Here is a 14834-nt window from a genome sequence, read left to right on the forward strand (position 1 = left end):
CTCGGCGCGTCAGCTCAGGCAAGGCCGCGGACGCAGCGCTCAACCCCATTGCCGAGGTGCCGGACCAGTGTTTCCTCATCCTGGAAATGGATATGCTGCTTCGCGCCGGACTTGAGCTGCGCGCAGATCAGCTCATGGGTGAAGCAATCTTCCATCATCGGATCACGCAAGCCCACCTTGGAGTATTCACGCGCGAAGAGCTCCCCGGCGGTCGTGACCGGCGGATAGTACCCCTTGATCTCCCACACGCTACGGTCGACCGCGACGGGCCAGATGTTGAACGTGAAGTAGAGACCGTTCAGCAGCCCCACGAAGAAGTTGGGGAAGATGTGCCAGAAATCGAACGAGCCCCGAAACTTGTAGCCTTCACCCTCGTTCTCGACCTTCGCGCCAAAGGCCTGGACGGTACCGGTGCCAAAGCGGCTGGCCAGTTGCGCCACGGGCGAGGGCGTGAAGCTGTCTGGCGGCGGCGAGCCGAGCACGCCGTGAAGTCCGTAAAGCTCGATGCTGGCGTGCCGATACTGATTGCCATCGGTCTTCACGGCGCGGGCGAGGGTCTTTTCATGCAGGAAGGGCAGGTGCCAGCCTTCCAGCTGCGCTTCCTGCAGCGTCTTCCAGTTCACCGCCTCATCGATCCGGTAGGAGAATGCCGGGGTGAAGCCGCTGAAGTCGTATCGCCCGATCTCGCCCGCCACCGGGGCGAGGAACTCGGCCAGCGTCTCTTCCGGCTCGGCGGCCAGATTGACGAAGACGAAGCTCTCCCAGACCTCGCAATGAACGGGGGTCAGGCCGTTGTCTTCAGGCTTCACGCCGGGGAAATTCTCGGCATCGGAGATATGCACCAGCTTGCCGGTGGTATCGTAGACCCAGCCATGGAACCGGCAGGCCAGATAGCCCTTGCACGAGCCCTGCGCATCCCACGCCACCGGCGCGCCGCGGTGCGAGCACTGGTTGTGGAAGGCTCTGAACTTGCCATCCTTGCCATGAATGACCAGCAGCGAAGTATCGAGGATCTTGAGGTCGGCGACAAAGTAGTCCCCGGGCTTGGGTGCCTGGAGCACATTGCCGACGTTCAGCCATTTGCGGCGGAATACGCGTTCGCGCTCAAGATCGAAGTATTCCGTGGAGGTATAGCGCTCCACCGGGACGGGATCGCGGCCTTCCTCGGGGTAGCGGTCCATGAAGCGGCACGGCGCGGTGGTCATAGCGTTGCTCCCCGGTTTGCAGCATCCCAGGTGTCGTGCACCGGCACGAACCGTTCGATGGGAAAGACGTATTTGGGCTGCGGATTCTCGTACATCTCGATGGTCGCCGAACACTCGGCGAGCGCGAGGCACAGGTTCAGCAGGCTACGATCCGGTCCGCTGATGGCATCCAGCGCGAACCCGCCGAGATACTCCAACGCCGCCGGTCCGCGCTCGAGCATGGCGTCGTAGAACCGCTGGCTCTCTTCCAGCGAGGAACGCCACCGCTTGGCGTTGCGCCCGACTTCGGTTGGCTGTGCCCATTCGAGAAACGGAGCGAGATCGGCGAAATGATCCGGCAACTGACTTGTGCTCGTCATACCCTCTCCATGACTCTGCTTATTCGCCCAAGGCTGCGCCCTGGGATCAGGTCGGGCTATCCCGAAGGCGCAAGGGCTGGCCGCTGACTGCGGAAATGGGCCAGAGCGGCAGAAAGGTGTCCCGCCGGGAGATGATCGGGGAGCGTCGGATCATACCTTTTGGGTCTGGTACAGTGCCGCATTCAGTATTGGACCTGATGTCACGCGCGGGTCACCTTATTGTCATCGAGTGATCGGGCTGCGGCGCGCTGCCCTGCCTCGCCGCAGAGGCCGTTACCGGCTGAGCCAGCTATCCAGTGAGGTATGGCGTGAGCGACCGAAAGATCAGGATGATCATCCCCGTACCTGTGCCGGAAGAAGGTCTGCGTGCCTTTTCCGCTCAGGTTCCCCCGGAGCTGGCGGATCGGGGGGTGACGGTCGAGATGACCTGCGCGGCCAGAGGCGGCGGCGCGCTCGGCTCGATCTACGAGGGTTCGATTGCGGATGCCTTCTGCCTCGAAGCCGGTGCGAGCGCTGAAGCCGACGGGTGCGCTGCGGTCTGCGTCAACTCGATGAGCGACTCCGGGGTCGCCGCACTCCGCTCGCGGCTGTCCATTCCCGTAGTCGGCGCAGCCCAGCCGACATATGCCCTCGCTGCACAATTGGGGCGCCGCTTCTCGATCCTCAGCATGTGGGACCGGTGGCGCTGGCTTTATGACAAGATCCTCGCCGAGAACGGCCTCGCTGGACGATTAGCGTCGGTACGCTCGATCGGCGTGCGCCCCGATACCAGCGAACTGCTGGCCGGCAAGGAGGACAGCGTGTTTCCGCTTTTGCTGGAGGCCGCGCAGCGCGCCATCGAAGAGGACGGCGCCGATGTTCTGATCCTCGGTTCAACGACAATGCACCAGTCGCACCGCTATCTGGCCGAGCATTTGCCCGTGCCTGTTCTGAATCCCGGGCTGGTAGGTCTGATGACATGCGATATGCTGCTGAATCAGGGACTCAGCCACAGCAAACGGGCCTATCCGAAGCCCGATGTGATCATGGATGGAGTGGTTCTGGGAGCCTGACCGGCTATTGGATAACAAAGGGGGGAGCCGCGCTTATGGTACCTGCACTCGCATCAAGCCGCTGGGACGGCAGCGGCATGCCGCTGGCGAGTTTTCCGCGTCTGCTGTCGCACGACATCGACCAGGTGCATCACCACATGAGCGAGATGTTCTGCCCGCACGATTTGCGCCTTGAGGGCGGCAGGCCGCCCATCGCTTTTCGCCACCACCATGCGTCGCTTCGATCGGTTTCCTTCAACGCCACGGACTATGGCAATCCCTTCGGGCGGGTCATCGTCGACATTCCCCCGATGGATAATCTCTATCTCGTCCAGTTCTCGCTGTTCGGCGCGGTGAGGATCACGCAGGGCAAACGGACTTTCGAGCTGGAGCCGGGGCACATGTGCGTGCTCAATCCCGGAGAGCGGGTCCAGCAGGTCTTTGGCGAAGGCTACAAGCATTTCACGGTGAAGCTATCGAAGGGCGGTCTCGAGGCCGCGCTTTCCCAGGAACTCGGGTTCAAGGCGGCTGACCTGCGGTTCTGCCACACGCCGGTCTCGCTCGCGGGCGCCGCCGTCAGCTTCGCGCAATTGGTGCGCACGATCTGCGACGATCTGGACCGGGGATCATCCTCCTTCAGCCATACCCGCGTGGTTGGCTCGGTCGAACAGGCGCTGCAGCGGTTGCTGCTTGCCGCCGTGCCGCACAATCATTCCGAACTCTTCGATACCCCGGCCGCAGCACCGGCTCCTTACTATGTGCGCCGGGTCGAGGAGTTCATCCGGCACCATGCCGCCGATCCGATCACGCTTGACGAGATGATCGTGGTGTCGGGCGTATCGGCGCGCTCGCTGCATACGGGCTTCCGCCGGTTCCGCGGGACGACACCCATGGTATACCTCAAGAACTGCCGACTTTCGCTCGCGCATCGCCAGTTGCAGGAGGCCGCCGAAACCGGCCTCACGGTGACTGAGGTCGCCCTCTCCTGCGGGTTCACCCACCTGTCGAAGTTCGCGCGCGACTATACCGAGCGTTTCGGGCAGCGCCCATCGGAGACGCTGAAGCGCATCGGCTTCCACTGAGCCCAACCGGCGCCGCCAGACCCGGAACGGTCAGCAGGCGAGGATCTTCGTACAGTTTGAGCAGAAAGGGGGCGGTCGCAAGGCTGCCCCCTTGTTCGTGGCGCCGTCCCGCATGGCTGCCTTCAGTGTACGCGCGGACGGTTCTCCCCAAGCAGTATGCTATCCATGGCCATGTTCGCGGCGCTGACATGTCCTAGCCGGCGTTCAGAGGCTAGCAGCTTTGCGGGCACTCAAGGCATCACACTTGCATAATCGGGCTTGGGGTCCGGGCTGTCTGGCAAACCATCGCCACTGGCCCGTTCTGCTCCGGTCGCACACAATCAGGTAATGACGGGGAGTTAATTATGCAAAGATTGTCGGTGATGTCCGGGGGGATGCCGGTCAAGCAGATCCGTGCGGAAGCGATCAAGCGCTGCGGGTTGCTCATGGGCGCATCGCTGTTTGCAGTGCTGGTTGGGACCGGGACTGCGCACGCGCAGGCCGCCGACACGGCCCAGCAGGCACAAGCAGCCGAAAACACCGGGGTCGAAGAGATCACCGTCACCGCACGCCGGCGCGCTGAATCGCTGCAAGACACCCCCATCGCCATCTCCGCAGTCACCGGCGCTGGCCTGCAGGAGCGCGGGATCGACAACGTCACCCAGATCGGCGACTTCACCCCGAACGTGAAGTTCAACAGCTCGGTCCCGGTTTCCGCCAGCAACGCCACCGCCGCGATCTTCATCCGCGGCATCGGCCAGAACGATTACCAGCTCTCTGCCGATCCCGGTGTCGGGCTCTACCTGGATGGTGTCTACATCTCGCGCGGCGTGGGCAACGTGCTGGACGTTCTCAATGTCGAGCGGATCGAGGTCCTGCGCGGGCCGCAGGGCACGCTGTTTGGCCGCAACACCATCGGCGGCGCCGTGAGCGTGGTGACCAAGAAGCCGGGCCGCGATCTTGGCGGTGCGCTGGAAGCCACCACGGGCAGCTTCGGTCGCATCCAGATCAAGGGCAACGTCGATGTGCCGCTTGCTGAAGGCGTCTATTCGAGCTTCGCCGGGTTCTATCACAAGCGCAACGGCTACGTGAAAGGCGTGATCGCGGGTGCACCGGATCTCGGCGATACCGACAATCTGGCGGGCCGGTTCGCGCTCAGGCTGGAGCCGAGCAGCGATTTCACCATCGACCTTGCGGTGGACGGTTCGCGCACCCGCGAGAATTCGGCGCCCAACGTGGCCATCGCCATCAACGAAAACGCACCGGCTGCCCAGTACTGGAATGCCGCCTATTCCGGCGCACCTGGGGTCTGCCTCGACACGACCAACCCGGCGCGGCTGACCAATACCTCCTGCTACAACAGCCAATGGGTTGTTGGACCCTACCGGCATGGCGGCACTTTCACGACCGTCTCGAACGTGTTCAACCGGTTCAATCCCAAGCCCTATCAGTCAGCCTCGAATGTGAACATCTGGGGCGCTTCCGGCACGGCCGAGTGGAAGGTTGCTCCCAACTTCTCGATCAAGTCGATCACCGCCTACCGCAAGGTGACTGGCTTCTGGACGCGCGATTCTGATCACAGCCCTGCCTCGATCATCCAGACCAACAGCGACTGGAAGCAGCACCAGTTCTCGCAGGAAGTGCAACTTCTGGGCGATTTGTTCGACAAGAAGCTCAACTGGGTAATCGGTGGCTACTACTCCGACGAGAGCGGCAACCATCGCGATCTGGTTGAGATCGTCGACGCCGTCTTCCTTAGCGGCGCGGCGCTGAAGGGCCAAAGCTTGGCATTCTTCGGCCAGGCGACCTACGAAGTGGTGCCCAATCTCAACCTGACCGCAGGCATCCGCTGGACGCAAGACAAGAAGTCCTTCAGCAACGAGAACCAGTTCGTGGTCGAAGCCGGCTTCCTGACCGGTGCGCCGCTCAATCCTGATGGGTCCGGGCTCAAGAACGGCGATCCGCTGATGGGGCCGCTGGGGCGGACGTCCTCGATCAAGGACAAGGCGTGGACGCCGATGACCAGCCTGTCCTACCGCTTCAGCCCTGAGCTCCTGACCTACGTGTCCTACTCGAAGGGCTTCAAGGGCGGCGGCTTCACCCAGCGTGTGTTCCCGCCCTTCGCGTTCATTCCCTCGTTCCGGCCCGAAACCAGCGAGACCTACGAATTCGGCTTCAAGAGCGATCTGTTTGACCGCAAGCTTCGCCTGAATGGTGCAGTGTTCCTCAATAATTACAAGAACCTGCAGATTACGGTGAACGATCCCACCCTCGGCTTTGCACCGATCATCCAGAACGCTGCCGAAGCGCGCATCCAGGGCTTCGAACTGGAGTTCCAGGCGCGGCCCGTGGATGGACTGCGGATCGAGGGCGGTCTCGGCTATCTCGATGCCAAGTACCGCAATGTCGACATCCGCGCGCTCAATGCCGGTGTCACGACAGCAACCAAGCTCCAGAATGCCCCGCGCTGGACGATGAGCGCGGCGGTTTCCTACAACATCCAGGCGGGCAACATCGGCAGCTTCCAGCCGCGCATCGACTGGTCGTACCGCACGCGCGTCTACAACGATGCGATCAACACGCCGCTGCTGATCCAGGACGGCTACCACCTCGTCAACGCGGCGATTGCCTACACCGACCCGACGGAGAAGTGGGGGGCGACCCTCGGCGTAAAGAACCTGACCAAGGCACTCTATCTCGGCTCGGGTTACGCCGATTCCTTCGGCGGGGTCACCGAGGGCGTCTATGGCCGCCCGCGCGAGTGGTATCTCTCGGCACGGTTCTCGTTCTGACGAATGCCGGGGTGGCCCAAGGCTGTGGCCCCGTGCCACCCCGGCAGCGACAGGGAGAAAGACATTGGACACAGGCAATCTCGAACAGCGCCTGCGCCAGCTTGAAGCGCTGCGCGCCATTGACGACCTGATTGCAGACCTCGGGCGCGCCTTCGACGCTGGTCCATCGGCAGCAGCGCTTCGCCCGCTGTTCACGGCTGACAGCCGGTTCGTGATCGATCAGTACGGCAGCTTCGAGGGAAGCGAAGCGATCGCCGCCGGGGTCGCGGGCAACGCCGATGCCGGCTTCCGGTGGACACTCCATTTTCTGGTCTCGCCCATGGTTGCCCTGGCCGAGGATCAAACGACGGGAACGGTCGACTTCTATCTGTGGGAGGCAGCCACGGCAGCCAGCGGCAAGGCCTACTGGATCGGCGGCCGTTACAAGGCGCAAGTCAGGCTCGACGAGGGCCGGTGGCGCTTCGCCTACCTCGAGCTCGAGGCGGACCTGATCTCGCACTACCCGGACGGCTGGCAGCCGAAACCGGCACAATTGTCGGACGCCTGAGCTCGTCCCCATTCCTGACCTAGGAGACTTCACATGAATGATCTTTCCGGTGCAACGCTGCGTCCGGGCGCGGAGAAATTCGCCCATCTCGGCCGTTCGATCGATCAGATCAGAACGGAGCTGGGCGTCGGTCCGGTCGCGATCGATGCCATTCGCGATCCCGAAATCTATGCGCTTGAGCGGGAGAAGGTCTTCGGTCGTGCCTGGCTCAAGGTCGCAACGGATTGGGAGATCCCCGACCGGGGCGACTACAAGGTCAAGGAAATGCCGGTCGCCGATACTTCCGTGCTGATCGTGCGCGGCAAGGACGGCAAGGTCCGTGCGTTCCACAATGTCTGCACCCACCGCGGCAACAAGGTTGTGCCAAGCAGCGGCTTCGAGAGCTTCGGCAAGGCGAGGGCCAATGTCCTTTCGTGCCGGTTCCATGGCTGGGTGTTCAGCACCGACGGACCACTGCGCTCGGTGCCGCTGGAAAGCGGCTTCGGGCAGCTCGACAAGGCCTGCCTCGGCCTGCGGGAGATTACCTGCGATACGTGGGAGGGGTTCATCTTCATCAACTTCGCGGATCAGCCTGAACAGAGCCTCGCCGACTATCTGGGAGACTTCGGCGCCTTGTTCAGCGGTTTCCCCTACCACGAGGCAACCACGGCATTCCGCTATTCGACCGTGCTGGAATGCAACTGGAAAGTGGCCCTCTACGCGTTCTCGGAAGGGTACCACGTCCCCACCATCCACGCCGGATCGCTGCCTGGCTTCACCGGCATCGAGCACGCCGATTTCAAGCTGGTAGGGCCGCATGCCTCCTCGACGATCTACGGTGGCGGAATGGACGCGGCAGCCTCGACGGCACAGTTTGCCGGGGTTCTTCATGCCGACCGCGAGCATGGCCCGCGGCCCGAACTCGTGCCGCCCGGGATCAATCCCACGGGGCGCAGCGACTTCCAGTTCGAACTGCCGAACATCTTTCCGAACTTCCTGATCCACCTTGCGGCGGGGTGCGGCTATCCCGGCATGGCCTTTTTCACGCACCAGTTCTGGCCGCTCGATCATGGCCGCACATTATGGGAGGGCATCAACTACTTCAGGCCTGCCCGCAATGCGGCAGAGCGGATCGCGCAGCTGCACGTCAATGCGCTCCACCGCAATGCCTGGCTGGAGGACACCGGCACCATGGAGGACACCTTCCTCGGCATTCGCTCGGGTGCGATCGATACCATGCAGCTCATGGATCAGGAGTTCATGATCCGTCACGCCGCGCGCACGCTCGACCAGTATCTTGCGCGCTGAGGAGAACGCCGATGACCACGACACTTGCGCTGCCAGCTGCGTTTTCGGACCTCACCGCCATCGCGGAGCAGTGGGGGCGGGCCACCGAGAATGATCGCAGCCGGATCCGCTGGGGCGCGAGCGCGGCAGACTTTGCCAGCTTCTATGCGGCGGTCATGCCTCGGCTGCCGGATATGCTGGAGGAACTGGCCAACTACGCGCTGGACGGGATGGACGAGGCGCAGACCAACCTCTTCAACCTTGCCGCTGCGTTCGCCGAAGCTGCTCCGCACCACGAACTCTATGGTGGAAGCGCCGACGTGCCGTTCAGCTTCGCCGCCCCGCGGTTTCAGCCAGGCCACGGAGACGCAGCATCAACTGCCACGCTGCTGCGATAACGCCGAGCCAGTTGGTGGCCGGAACGCCAGCAATGGATTTGGCCAGATTCAGCGCTGATCGGATGCGCAGTCGCCCTGCCGATATCGTCAAGCAATGTTCTGTCGTCAAAATCGCCGCTACTTGAACATCGTTCCGGCGACAGCGATGGGCAGGTTCATCCGGATTCCCCCAGATTCCAGCGTATTCTGCGTGTTCGAGGCTGGACGCAGGGCGCAGGCCAAGCTAACCGGCGCGTCCAACCGTTGGAGAATTGGGATCATGAATACTGCTGAACTCGCCGAAGCCGTTGCTGCCAGCGCGGGCCTCACCAAGGCCGATGCCAAGAAGCTGGTCGACACCGTGTTCGCGGCGATTGCCGATGCGGCTGCCAAGGGCGAGGAAGTCTCGCTGAGCGCGTTCGGGAAGTTCAAGGTCAAGGAAAGCCCGGCCCGCGAAGGCCGCAACCCCTCGACCGGCGCCCCCATCCAGATCGCCGCTTCGCGCAAGCTGACTTTCGCTGCCGCGAAGTCGGTCAAGGACAAGCTTAACGGCTGATCCGTCATGCGCCCGCAAGGTGCGCTGATGATGCCAGAACGGCACGCGGGGGACCTTCTCTCGCGTGCCGTTCGCGTTTTGGGGAGGAACAAGGCTGATGGGCTTCGATGATCTCATGCGCCGCTACTTCGGCACGGCGGACCTTGGCGGCCTCAGCGCTGCCGAGCTTGCTGCCGGGGCCGAGCGCCTCTCCGTCGATTTCGGGCTGGAAACCGATCCGGCACGCCGCTTTGCGCTTTGGGCGCTGATGCACATCCTGGGCAGCGCGCCCGATCTCGATATTGCCTTCAAGGATCCCACCGAACGCGATGCGGCGCGCAATTTCATGGATCTCTACGGCGGGATGTCGCAGCCTCCGCAATAAGCAGAGGTGCATGGCCCCGCGCGCCGTGGTCAAAGCGGCCCTGCCTACCTAAGGATCACGCCATGACCGATCTCATCCTCGTCGATATCGCAGACGGTGTCGCCACCGTCACGCTCAACCGGCCCGAGGCGATGAATGCGCTGTCGAAGGCCCTGCGCGCGCGCCTTGCCGAAGTGATGACCGCGCTCGATGCAGATGATGCCGTTCGCGCCGTCGTGCTCACCGGCGCCGGCACGCGCGCCTTCACCGCCGGGCTCGATCTCAAGGAACTCGGTTCCCAGGCCGGCGCGCTGGGCGCGGCGAACGCTGAAGGCGCTTCCGAAAATCCGGTCAAGGCGATCGAAATCTGCCGCAAGCCCGTTGTCGGCGCGATCAACGGTGTCGCCATCACCGGCGGCTTCGAAGTCGCGCTCGCCTGCGATGTGTTGATCGCCTCCACCAACGCGCGCTTTGCCGATACCCACGCACGCGTCGGCGTCTATCCCGGCTGGGGCCTCTCGCAGAAGCTCCCGCGCCTGATCGGGATCAGCCGGGCCAAGGAACTCTCGTTCACCGGCAACTTCCTCGATGCTGCCACCGCCGAGCGCTGGGGCCTCGTCAACCGCGTGGTCGAGCCTGAGGCCTTGCTATCCGCCGCGCAGCAGATCGCGCGTGACATGGCTTCGATCGACCCCACTTTCCTGCGCAATTACAAGGCGCTGATCGACGATGGCTATGCCCTGCCCTTTGGCGAGGGCATAGCGCTGGAGGCCAGCCGCTCCTCCGCCGCAAACTCGGCGGTCAAACCGGAAGAAGTCGAAGCGCGCCGCCTCGCGGTGCAAGCGCGCGGCCGCAGCCAGTAGGCCGCAGCCTTAGCGGGCCAGCGCCTGCGCTGCAGCGTGGAACGCAGCGACCACTGGACCTGCCGGGCATCCGGCACCGAGCAGAAACGCCCGGTGGCGACTGATGGCGGCCTGCTCTGCCAACCCCGGAGGTGCGGCAATCCAATCCCGCACCAGCACGACAAGAGCCAGCGCCTGCAGATAGACCGGCAGCGCAAGCACCCCGGAATGCTCCACCGCGCCGCTATCACCGGGCAGGAACGCACCGACAAAAGCGATCAGCGCGCCCAGAAATGCGGCTTTGTCCGCTTCGGACATGTGGGGCAATTCCTGCGCGGCAAGGCGCTGCAAGCGCCTGACTTCGCCCAGCAACCCGGCCCTGCCATCGAGCCCGAACAGGCGATCGGCCCGCTGCTTGTTCTCGTCCTCGGCCACTGTCAGCGCGCTCCGCGCCAGATCGTGCCACAAGGGCGCGATCCTGGCTTCGATCGCCGCAGCCATGGTCTCCAGCCGGAGCAGGCCCTCGATCAGTGCGGCCGCGTTGCCGCCTGCACCGGTGCTATAGGCAAAAAAATCAGCATAGGGCTCTACCAGCGCGGCAAAGCCTCGCGCCAGCGGGGCTCCTGCCGAATCGCAAGCCTCTGCCAAACGATAGTTTGCATCCCGCTCCGGCGCTGAATGCGCCTGGATTGGCAAGGTATGCCATACCATACAACAAGTTCCCGACGGTCCGACCAGATGGGACTAGCGGATTCCTGCTATGGAAACCAGCACCGATACATATCTTTAGATATATTTCATACTGTATAAGGAGTGAGTGCGGCGACGGGCGGCGCCTGCCGTCCGCTCCGCGTGCATTATCCGGCGCCGCACCGCCACGCCCACAAGTCCTAGACAGCCACCGCCAGTTCGGTCGCTTGCAGAATCGCCCGCTTGGCATCGAGTTCCGCCGCCTCGTAGGCACCACCGATCAGCTGCGGCGAAAGGCCCCGCGCGACGAGGTCATCATAAAGCCCGCGCGCCGGTTCCTGCCCGGCGCAAACGATCACGGTATCGACTTCCAGCAGCCGAGGCTCGCCCTCCACGCGGATGTGGAGGCCGGAATCGTCGATCCGGTCATACTCCACCCCGCCCAGCATCTGCACGCCGCGCCGCTGCAAGGTGATGCGGTGCGTCCAGCCGGTGGTGCGGCCCAGCCCCTTGCCCACCGCGCTCGCCTTGCGCTGCAGCAGCCAGACCTCGCGCCCGCTCGAGGCGACTTCGGGCACCACCCCGGTCACCCCGCCGCGCGGGTGGTTCTTGAAATCGATGCCCCATTCCTTGGCAAACACATCGACATCGAGCGAACCCGGCGTCCCCGCATGAGTGATCAGCTCCGCTACGTCGAAGCCGATCCCGCCCGCGCCCATGATCGCCACTTTCTGGCCCACCTGCGCCTTGCCGGTGATCACATCGACATAGCGGACGGCCTTGGGGTGATCGATGCCCTCGATATCGGGCTTCCTCGGCGTGATGCCGGTGGCGATCACGATCTCGTCGAACCCGCCCGCCGCCAGCATATCGGCATTGACCCGCGTGGCGAGCTTCAATTCGATCCCGTTCACCTCGATCATCCGCCCGAAATAGCGGATCGTCTCGTCGAATTCTTCCTTGCCCGGGATCTTGCGCGCCAGATTGAACTGCCCGCCGATCTCGTCCGCCGCATCGAACAGCGTCACCTTGTGTCCGCGCCCCGAAGCGATCGTCGCATAGGCAAGCCCCGCCGGCCCTGCGCCGACCACCGCGATCCGCCGCGCCGTCGTGGCCGGCGCCACCGTGATCTCCGTCTCGCGGCACGCCCGCGCGTTGACGAGGCAGCTCGTCAGCTGGCCGGTGAACGTATGATCAAGGCAGGCCTGGTTGCAGGCGATGCAGGTGTTGATCTCGTCCTCGCGGCCTTGCCATGCCTTCTTCACGATCTCCGCGTCGGCCAGCATCGGCCGCGCCATCGAGATGAGGTCGGCATCCCCGCGCGCCAGCACCTCTTCGGCCACATGCGGCATGTTGATGCGGTTGCTGGTAATGAGCGGGATCGAAACCACATCGCGCAGCTTGCCGGTCACCTGCGCAAAGGCCGCGCGCGGCACCATTGTCGCGATGGTCGGCACCTGGCTTTCGTGCCAGCAGAAGTGCGTGCTGATCACGTCCGCGCCGTTCGCTTCCAGCGCCTTTGCCAGGCTCGTCACTTCCTCCCACGCGAGCCCGCCTTCGAGCATGTCCATCGCGGAAATGCGGAAGATCAGCATCTTGTCATCGCCGAGTGCGGCACGGGTGCGGCGCACGATCTCGATGGGAAAGCGCATGCGGTTTTCCCACGAGCCGCCCCAGCGGTCGGAGCGCTGGTTGGTCTTCTCGACGAGGAAGGTGGAAATCAGATAGCCTGCCGAGCCGATGATCTCGACCCCATCATAGCCCGCCTCCACGGCCAGCGCCGCGCAGTTGGCAAAGGCGGCGATCTGTTCCTCGATTCCCGCTTCATCGAGTTCGAGCGGCGCATGCTTGGCGAGGCGCGAACGAACCGGCGAGGGACCGACTGCTTCGCGCACGTTAGCCATTGGGCCTGAGTGCAGGATCTGCATGCAGATCTTGACCTCCGGATCGGCGGCATGGACCGCTTCCGTCACCGCGCGGTGCATCGGAATTTCGCTCGGCTCGCTCAGCTTCGCGCCGCGCCCGCCGCTGGGGTGCGGGGTGATGCCGCCGGTGATGATCATGCCGACCCCGCCTTTCACGCGCTCGACAAAGTAGGCCGAAAGGCGCTCCGCCGCATTGGGCAGATCTTCGAGGCCGGAATGCATCGAGCCCATGATAATGCGGTTCTTGAGCCGGTTGCCCCGGATCGTCAGGGCGGAGAACATCAGCGGATATTTGGCGTGCGACATGGTCCGTTGTCCGTTCAGTCTGGAATGTAGTTCGGGCGGCGCTTTTCGAGGAAGGCGCGCATCCCTTCGGCGAAATTGGGGCTGGCGGCGGTCATCAGCTGGTTGCGGTTCTCGATCGCCATCGCTGCTTCAAGGCTCGGCGCATCCACCGCGAGGCTCAACCCCTCCTTGGTCATGCGCAGCCCGCGCGGTGAGGCCGCGAGCATGTCAGCGACATAACCTTCTGCCACGGTTTCGAGCTGGTCGTCGGGCACTACCTCGCTCACCAGCCCCGTCGCCAGCGCGCGCGGCGCATGGATGAAGCGCCCGGTCAGCATAAGCTCCGAGGCAACCGAAGTGCCGACGAGGCGAGGCAGGAAGTAGCTGACGCCCATGTCGCAGGAGGAAAGCCCCAGCTTGATGAAAGCAGCATTCATCCTGGCGCTCTCGCCCGCAATGCGGATGTCTGCCGCCAGCACGAACGCAAAGCCTCCGCCGCAAGCCGCACCGTGCACCAGCGCCAGAATCGGCTGCGGGCAGCGCCGCATCTTCACATAGACGTCTGCCAGATGGCCCTGAAAGCCGAAGCCCCCGCCAAACGGATCAGGGCCATTCGCCGCTTGTCGGTCCTTGATATCAAGCCCGGCGCAGAAGGCCCGCCCGGCCCCGCGCATCACCACCACGCGCGTTTCGCGGTCGTTGAACAGGGCGCCGAAGTAGTGGGAAAGCTCGTCCACCATCTCCAGCGAAATGGAATTGAGCTGATCGGGGCGGTTCAGCGTCAGCCAGTCCGCCGCGCCGCGCTTCTCCACCGTGATCGTGCGATAGGTCATGCCGCCTCGCTCCCCCTTCGCGCCTCTGCGGGCGCAAACTCCGTTTCTGTCATGCCGCGCCGCGCGGCAAACCTGCCCATATTGACAGCCAGCCCGGTCATGCGCCGATCCCGCCGATCAGCAGCTCCGCCACCCGCGCCGCATAGGCCGTGATCGCCGCCTCGCTCATCGTCTCCCCCGGCCCGAGCCGCCCGGCATGCGATTCCATGGCCGAAAGCAGCATGTCGGACGCGAGCGCCGCGCTCACGCCATCGCGCAGTTGGCCCCGCGCCCGGCCTCGCCGCAGAATCGCGATGGCCTGCGCCGTCACAGCGCCCAGCACTGGCCCGATCCGGGCTGCAAGCTCGGGATGGGTCATGAGATCGCGCCGCATGTGCCGCGCCACCCCGCCACCCGTCTCCAGATAGCGCGCCAGAACCAGCGCGCCGAATGCGGTGAGATCGCCGTGGAGACTTCCGGTGTCGATCGCCGCCAGCGCCTGCCAGCGCTGCTCGATCATCGCGCAGAGCAAGTCCTCCCCGCTCGTCCAGCGCGCATAGAGCGTCGACTTGCCGATCCCCGCCGCCCGCGCCACCGCATCAAGGCTGAAGCCCGCCCAGCCCCCCGCGCCATAGACTTGCGCCGCCGCCGCCAGAATGCGCGCCTCGAAGTCTGGATTGCGCGGACGCCCCCTCGGTCGCGGCTCCGCAACAGGCGCAGAATCGGGCGAAGAACGTTGCATG

Annotated in this window: 15 protein-coding genes; 9 read left to right on the plus strand and 6 right to left on the minus strand. The window is 64.2% G+C overall.

Going from position 1 to position 14834, the window contains the following annotated elements; translation table 11 throughout:
• Positions 1-14: 14 nt before the first annotated feature.
• Together ACO06X_RS08650 and ACO06X_RS08655 are read right to left on the minus strand one after the other, a co-directional pair.
• Positions 15-1205, minus strand: coding sequence for an aromatic ring-hydroxylating oxygenase subunit alpha (locus ACO06X_RS08650; protein WP_421839518.1), 1191 nt, complete (start codon positions 1203-1205; stop codon positions 15-17).
• Positions 1202-1564, minus strand: a complete 363-nt coding sequence (locus ACO06X_RS08655; protein WP_421839519.1) for a hypothetical protein — start codon at positions 1562-1564, stop codon at positions 1202-1204. The genes ACO06X_RS08650 and ACO06X_RS08655 overlap by 4 nt, the downstream gene beginning before the upstream one ends.
• Positions 1565-1872: 308 nt before the next feature.
• Between ACO06X_RS08655 and ACO06X_RS08660 the strand changes: the two genes are divergently transcribed.
• The 9 genes from ACO06X_RS08660 to ACO06X_RS08700 all read left to right on the plus strand — a co-directional run bounded on the left by ACO06X_RS08660 (position 1873) and on the right by ACO06X_RS08700 (position 10400).
• On the plus strand, positions 1873-2616 hold the full coding sequence (locus ACO06X_RS08660) for an aspartate/glutamate racemase family protein (RefSeq protein WP_421839520.1): 744 nt from the start codon (positions 1873-1875) through the stop codon (positions 2614-2616).
• A gap of 35 nt (positions 2617-2651) precedes the next feature.
• The gene (locus ACO06X_RS08665; RefSeq protein ID WP_421839521.1) at positions 2652-3677 is read left to right on the plus strand and encodes an AraC family transcriptional regulator; all 1026 of its coding nucleotides are present in this window, start codon (positions 2652-2654) and stop codon (positions 3675-3677) included.
• Positions 3678-4021: 344 nt separating this feature from the next.
• Positions 4022-6448: a TonB-dependent receptor gene (locus ACO06X_RS08670; RefSeq protein WP_421839522.1), complete on the plus strand. Its 2427-nt coding sequence runs from the start codon at positions 4022-4024 to the stop codon at positions 6446-6448.
• Positions 6449-6512: 64 nt separating this feature from the next.
• Entirely contained in the window at positions 6513-6995 is a 483-nt protein-coding gene (locus ACO06X_RS08675; RefSeq protein ID WP_421839523.1) for a nuclear transport factor 2 family protein, read from the plus strand.
• A gap of 33 nt (positions 6996-7028) precedes the next feature.
• Positions 7029-8282: an aromatic ring-hydroxylating oxygenase subunit alpha gene (locus tag ACO06X_RS08680; protein WP_421839524.1), complete on the plus strand. Its 1254-nt coding sequence runs from the start codon at positions 7029-7031 to the stop codon at positions 8280-8282.
• Positions 8283-8293: 11 nt separating this feature from the next.
• Positions 8294-8659: a hypothetical protein gene (locus tag ACO06X_RS08685; protein ID WP_421839525.1), complete on the plus strand. Its 366-nt coding sequence runs from the start codon at positions 8294-8296 to the stop codon at positions 8657-8659.
• Between the two features lie 259 nt (positions 8660-8918).
• A complete protein-coding gene (locus ACO06X_RS08690; RefSeq protein ID WP_292945975.1) occupies positions 8919-9194 on the plus strand; it encodes an HU family DNA-binding protein in 276 nt (91 codons plus the stop codon).
• A gap of 97 nt (positions 9195-9291) precedes the next feature.
• A complete protein-coding gene (locus ACO06X_RS08695) occupies positions 9292-9558 on the plus strand; it encodes a hypothetical protein (RefSeq protein ID WP_421839526.1) in 267 nt (88 codons plus the stop codon).
• Between the two features lie 62 nt (positions 9559-9620).
• The gene (locus ACO06X_RS08700) at positions 9621-10400 is read left to right on the plus strand and encodes an enoyl-CoA hydratase (protein ID WP_421839527.1); all 780 of its coding nucleotides are present in this window, start codon (positions 9621-9623) and stop codon (positions 10398-10400) included.
• Between the two features lie 9 nt (positions 10401-10409).
• Here the strand turns inward: ACO06X_RS08700 and ACO06X_RS08705 are convergent, their stop codons facing one another.
• From ACO06X_RS08705 to ACO06X_RS08720, 4 genes are all read right to left on the minus strand, one after another.
• The gene (locus ACO06X_RS08705) at positions 10410-11027 is read right to left on the minus strand and encodes a hypothetical protein (RefSeq protein ID WP_421839528.1); all 618 of its coding nucleotides are present in this window, start codon (positions 11025-11027) and stop codon (positions 10410-10412) included.
• A gap of 242 nt (positions 11028-11269) precedes the next feature.
• Positions 11270-13300, minus strand: coding sequence for an FAD-dependent oxidoreductase (locus ACO06X_RS08710; protein WP_421839529.1), 2031 nt, complete (start codon positions 13298-13300; stop codon positions 11270-11272).
• Between the two features lie 14 nt (positions 13301-13314).
• Positions 13315-14112, minus strand: coding sequence for an enoyl-CoA hydratase/isomerase family protein (locus ACO06X_RS08715; RefSeq protein ID WP_421839530.1), 798 nt, complete (start codon positions 14110-14112; stop codon positions 13315-13317).
• A gap of 97 nt (positions 14113-14209) precedes the next feature.
• Entirely contained in the window at positions 14210-14833 is a 624-nt protein-coding gene (locus ACO06X_RS08720) for a TetR/AcrR family transcriptional regulator (RefSeq protein ID WP_421839531.1), read from the minus strand.
• Position 14834: the final 1 nt, after the last annotated feature.

The sequence above is a fragment of the Novosphingobium sp. genome (assembly GCF_965229225.1).
Lineage (GTDB): Bacteria > Pseudomonadota > Alphaproteobacteria > Sphingomonadales > Sphingomonadaceae > Novosphingobium.

What these genes read in the sequence shown, in the direction of transcription:
- ACO06X_RS08665 (WP_421839521.1), top strand. Translation starts at nt 2,652, where the DNA reads ATGGTACCTGCACTCGCATCAAGCCGCTGGGACGGCAGCGGCATGCCG.
- ACO06X_RS08690 (WP_292945975.1), top strand. Translation starts at nt 8,919, where the DNA reads ATGAATACTGCTGAACTCGCCGAAGCCGTTGCTGCCAGCGCGGGCCTC.
- ACO06X_RS08650 (WP_421839518.1), bottom strand. Translation starts at nt 1,205, where the DNA reads ATGACCACCGCGCCGTGCCGCTTCATGGACCGCTACCCCGAGGAAGGC.
- ACO06X_RS08700 (WP_421839527.1), top strand. Translation starts at nt 9,621, where the DNA reads ATGACCGATCTCATCCTCGTCGATATCGCAGACGGTGTCGCCACCGTC.
- ACO06X_RS08670 (WP_421839522.1), top strand. Translation starts at nt 4,022, where the DNA reads ATGCAAAGATTGTCGGTGATGTCCGGGGGGATGCCGGTCAAGCAGATC.
- ACO06X_RS08720 (WP_421839531.1), bottom strand. Translation starts at nt 14,833, where the DNA reads ATGCAACGTTCTTCGCCCGATTCTGCGCCTGTTGCGGAGCCGCGACCG.
- ACO06X_RS08715 (WP_421839530.1), bottom strand. Translation starts at nt 14,112, where the DNA reads ATGACCTATCGCACGATCACGGTGGAGAAGCGCGGCGCGGCGGACTGG.
- ACO06X_RS08680 (WP_421839524.1), top strand. Translation starts at nt 7,029, where the DNA reads ATGAATGATCTTTCCGGTGCAACGCTGCGTCCGGGCGCGGAGAAATTC.
- ACO06X_RS08655 (WP_421839519.1), bottom strand. Translation starts at nt 1,564, where the DNA reads ATGACGAGCACAAGTCAGTTGCCGGATCATTTCGCCGATCTCGCTCCG.
- ACO06X_RS08685 (WP_421839525.1), top strand. Translation starts at nt 8,294, where the DNA reads ATGACCACGACACTTGCGCTGCCAGCTGCGTTTTCGGACCTCACCGCC.
- ACO06X_RS08710 (WP_421839529.1), bottom strand. Translation starts at nt 13,300, where the DNA reads ATGTCGCACGCCAAATATCCGCTGATGTTCTCCGCCCTGACGATCCGG.
- ACO06X_RS08695 (WP_421839526.1), top strand. Translation starts at nt 9,292, where the DNA reads ATGGGCTTCGATGATCTCATGCGCCGCTACTTCGGCACGGCGGACCTT.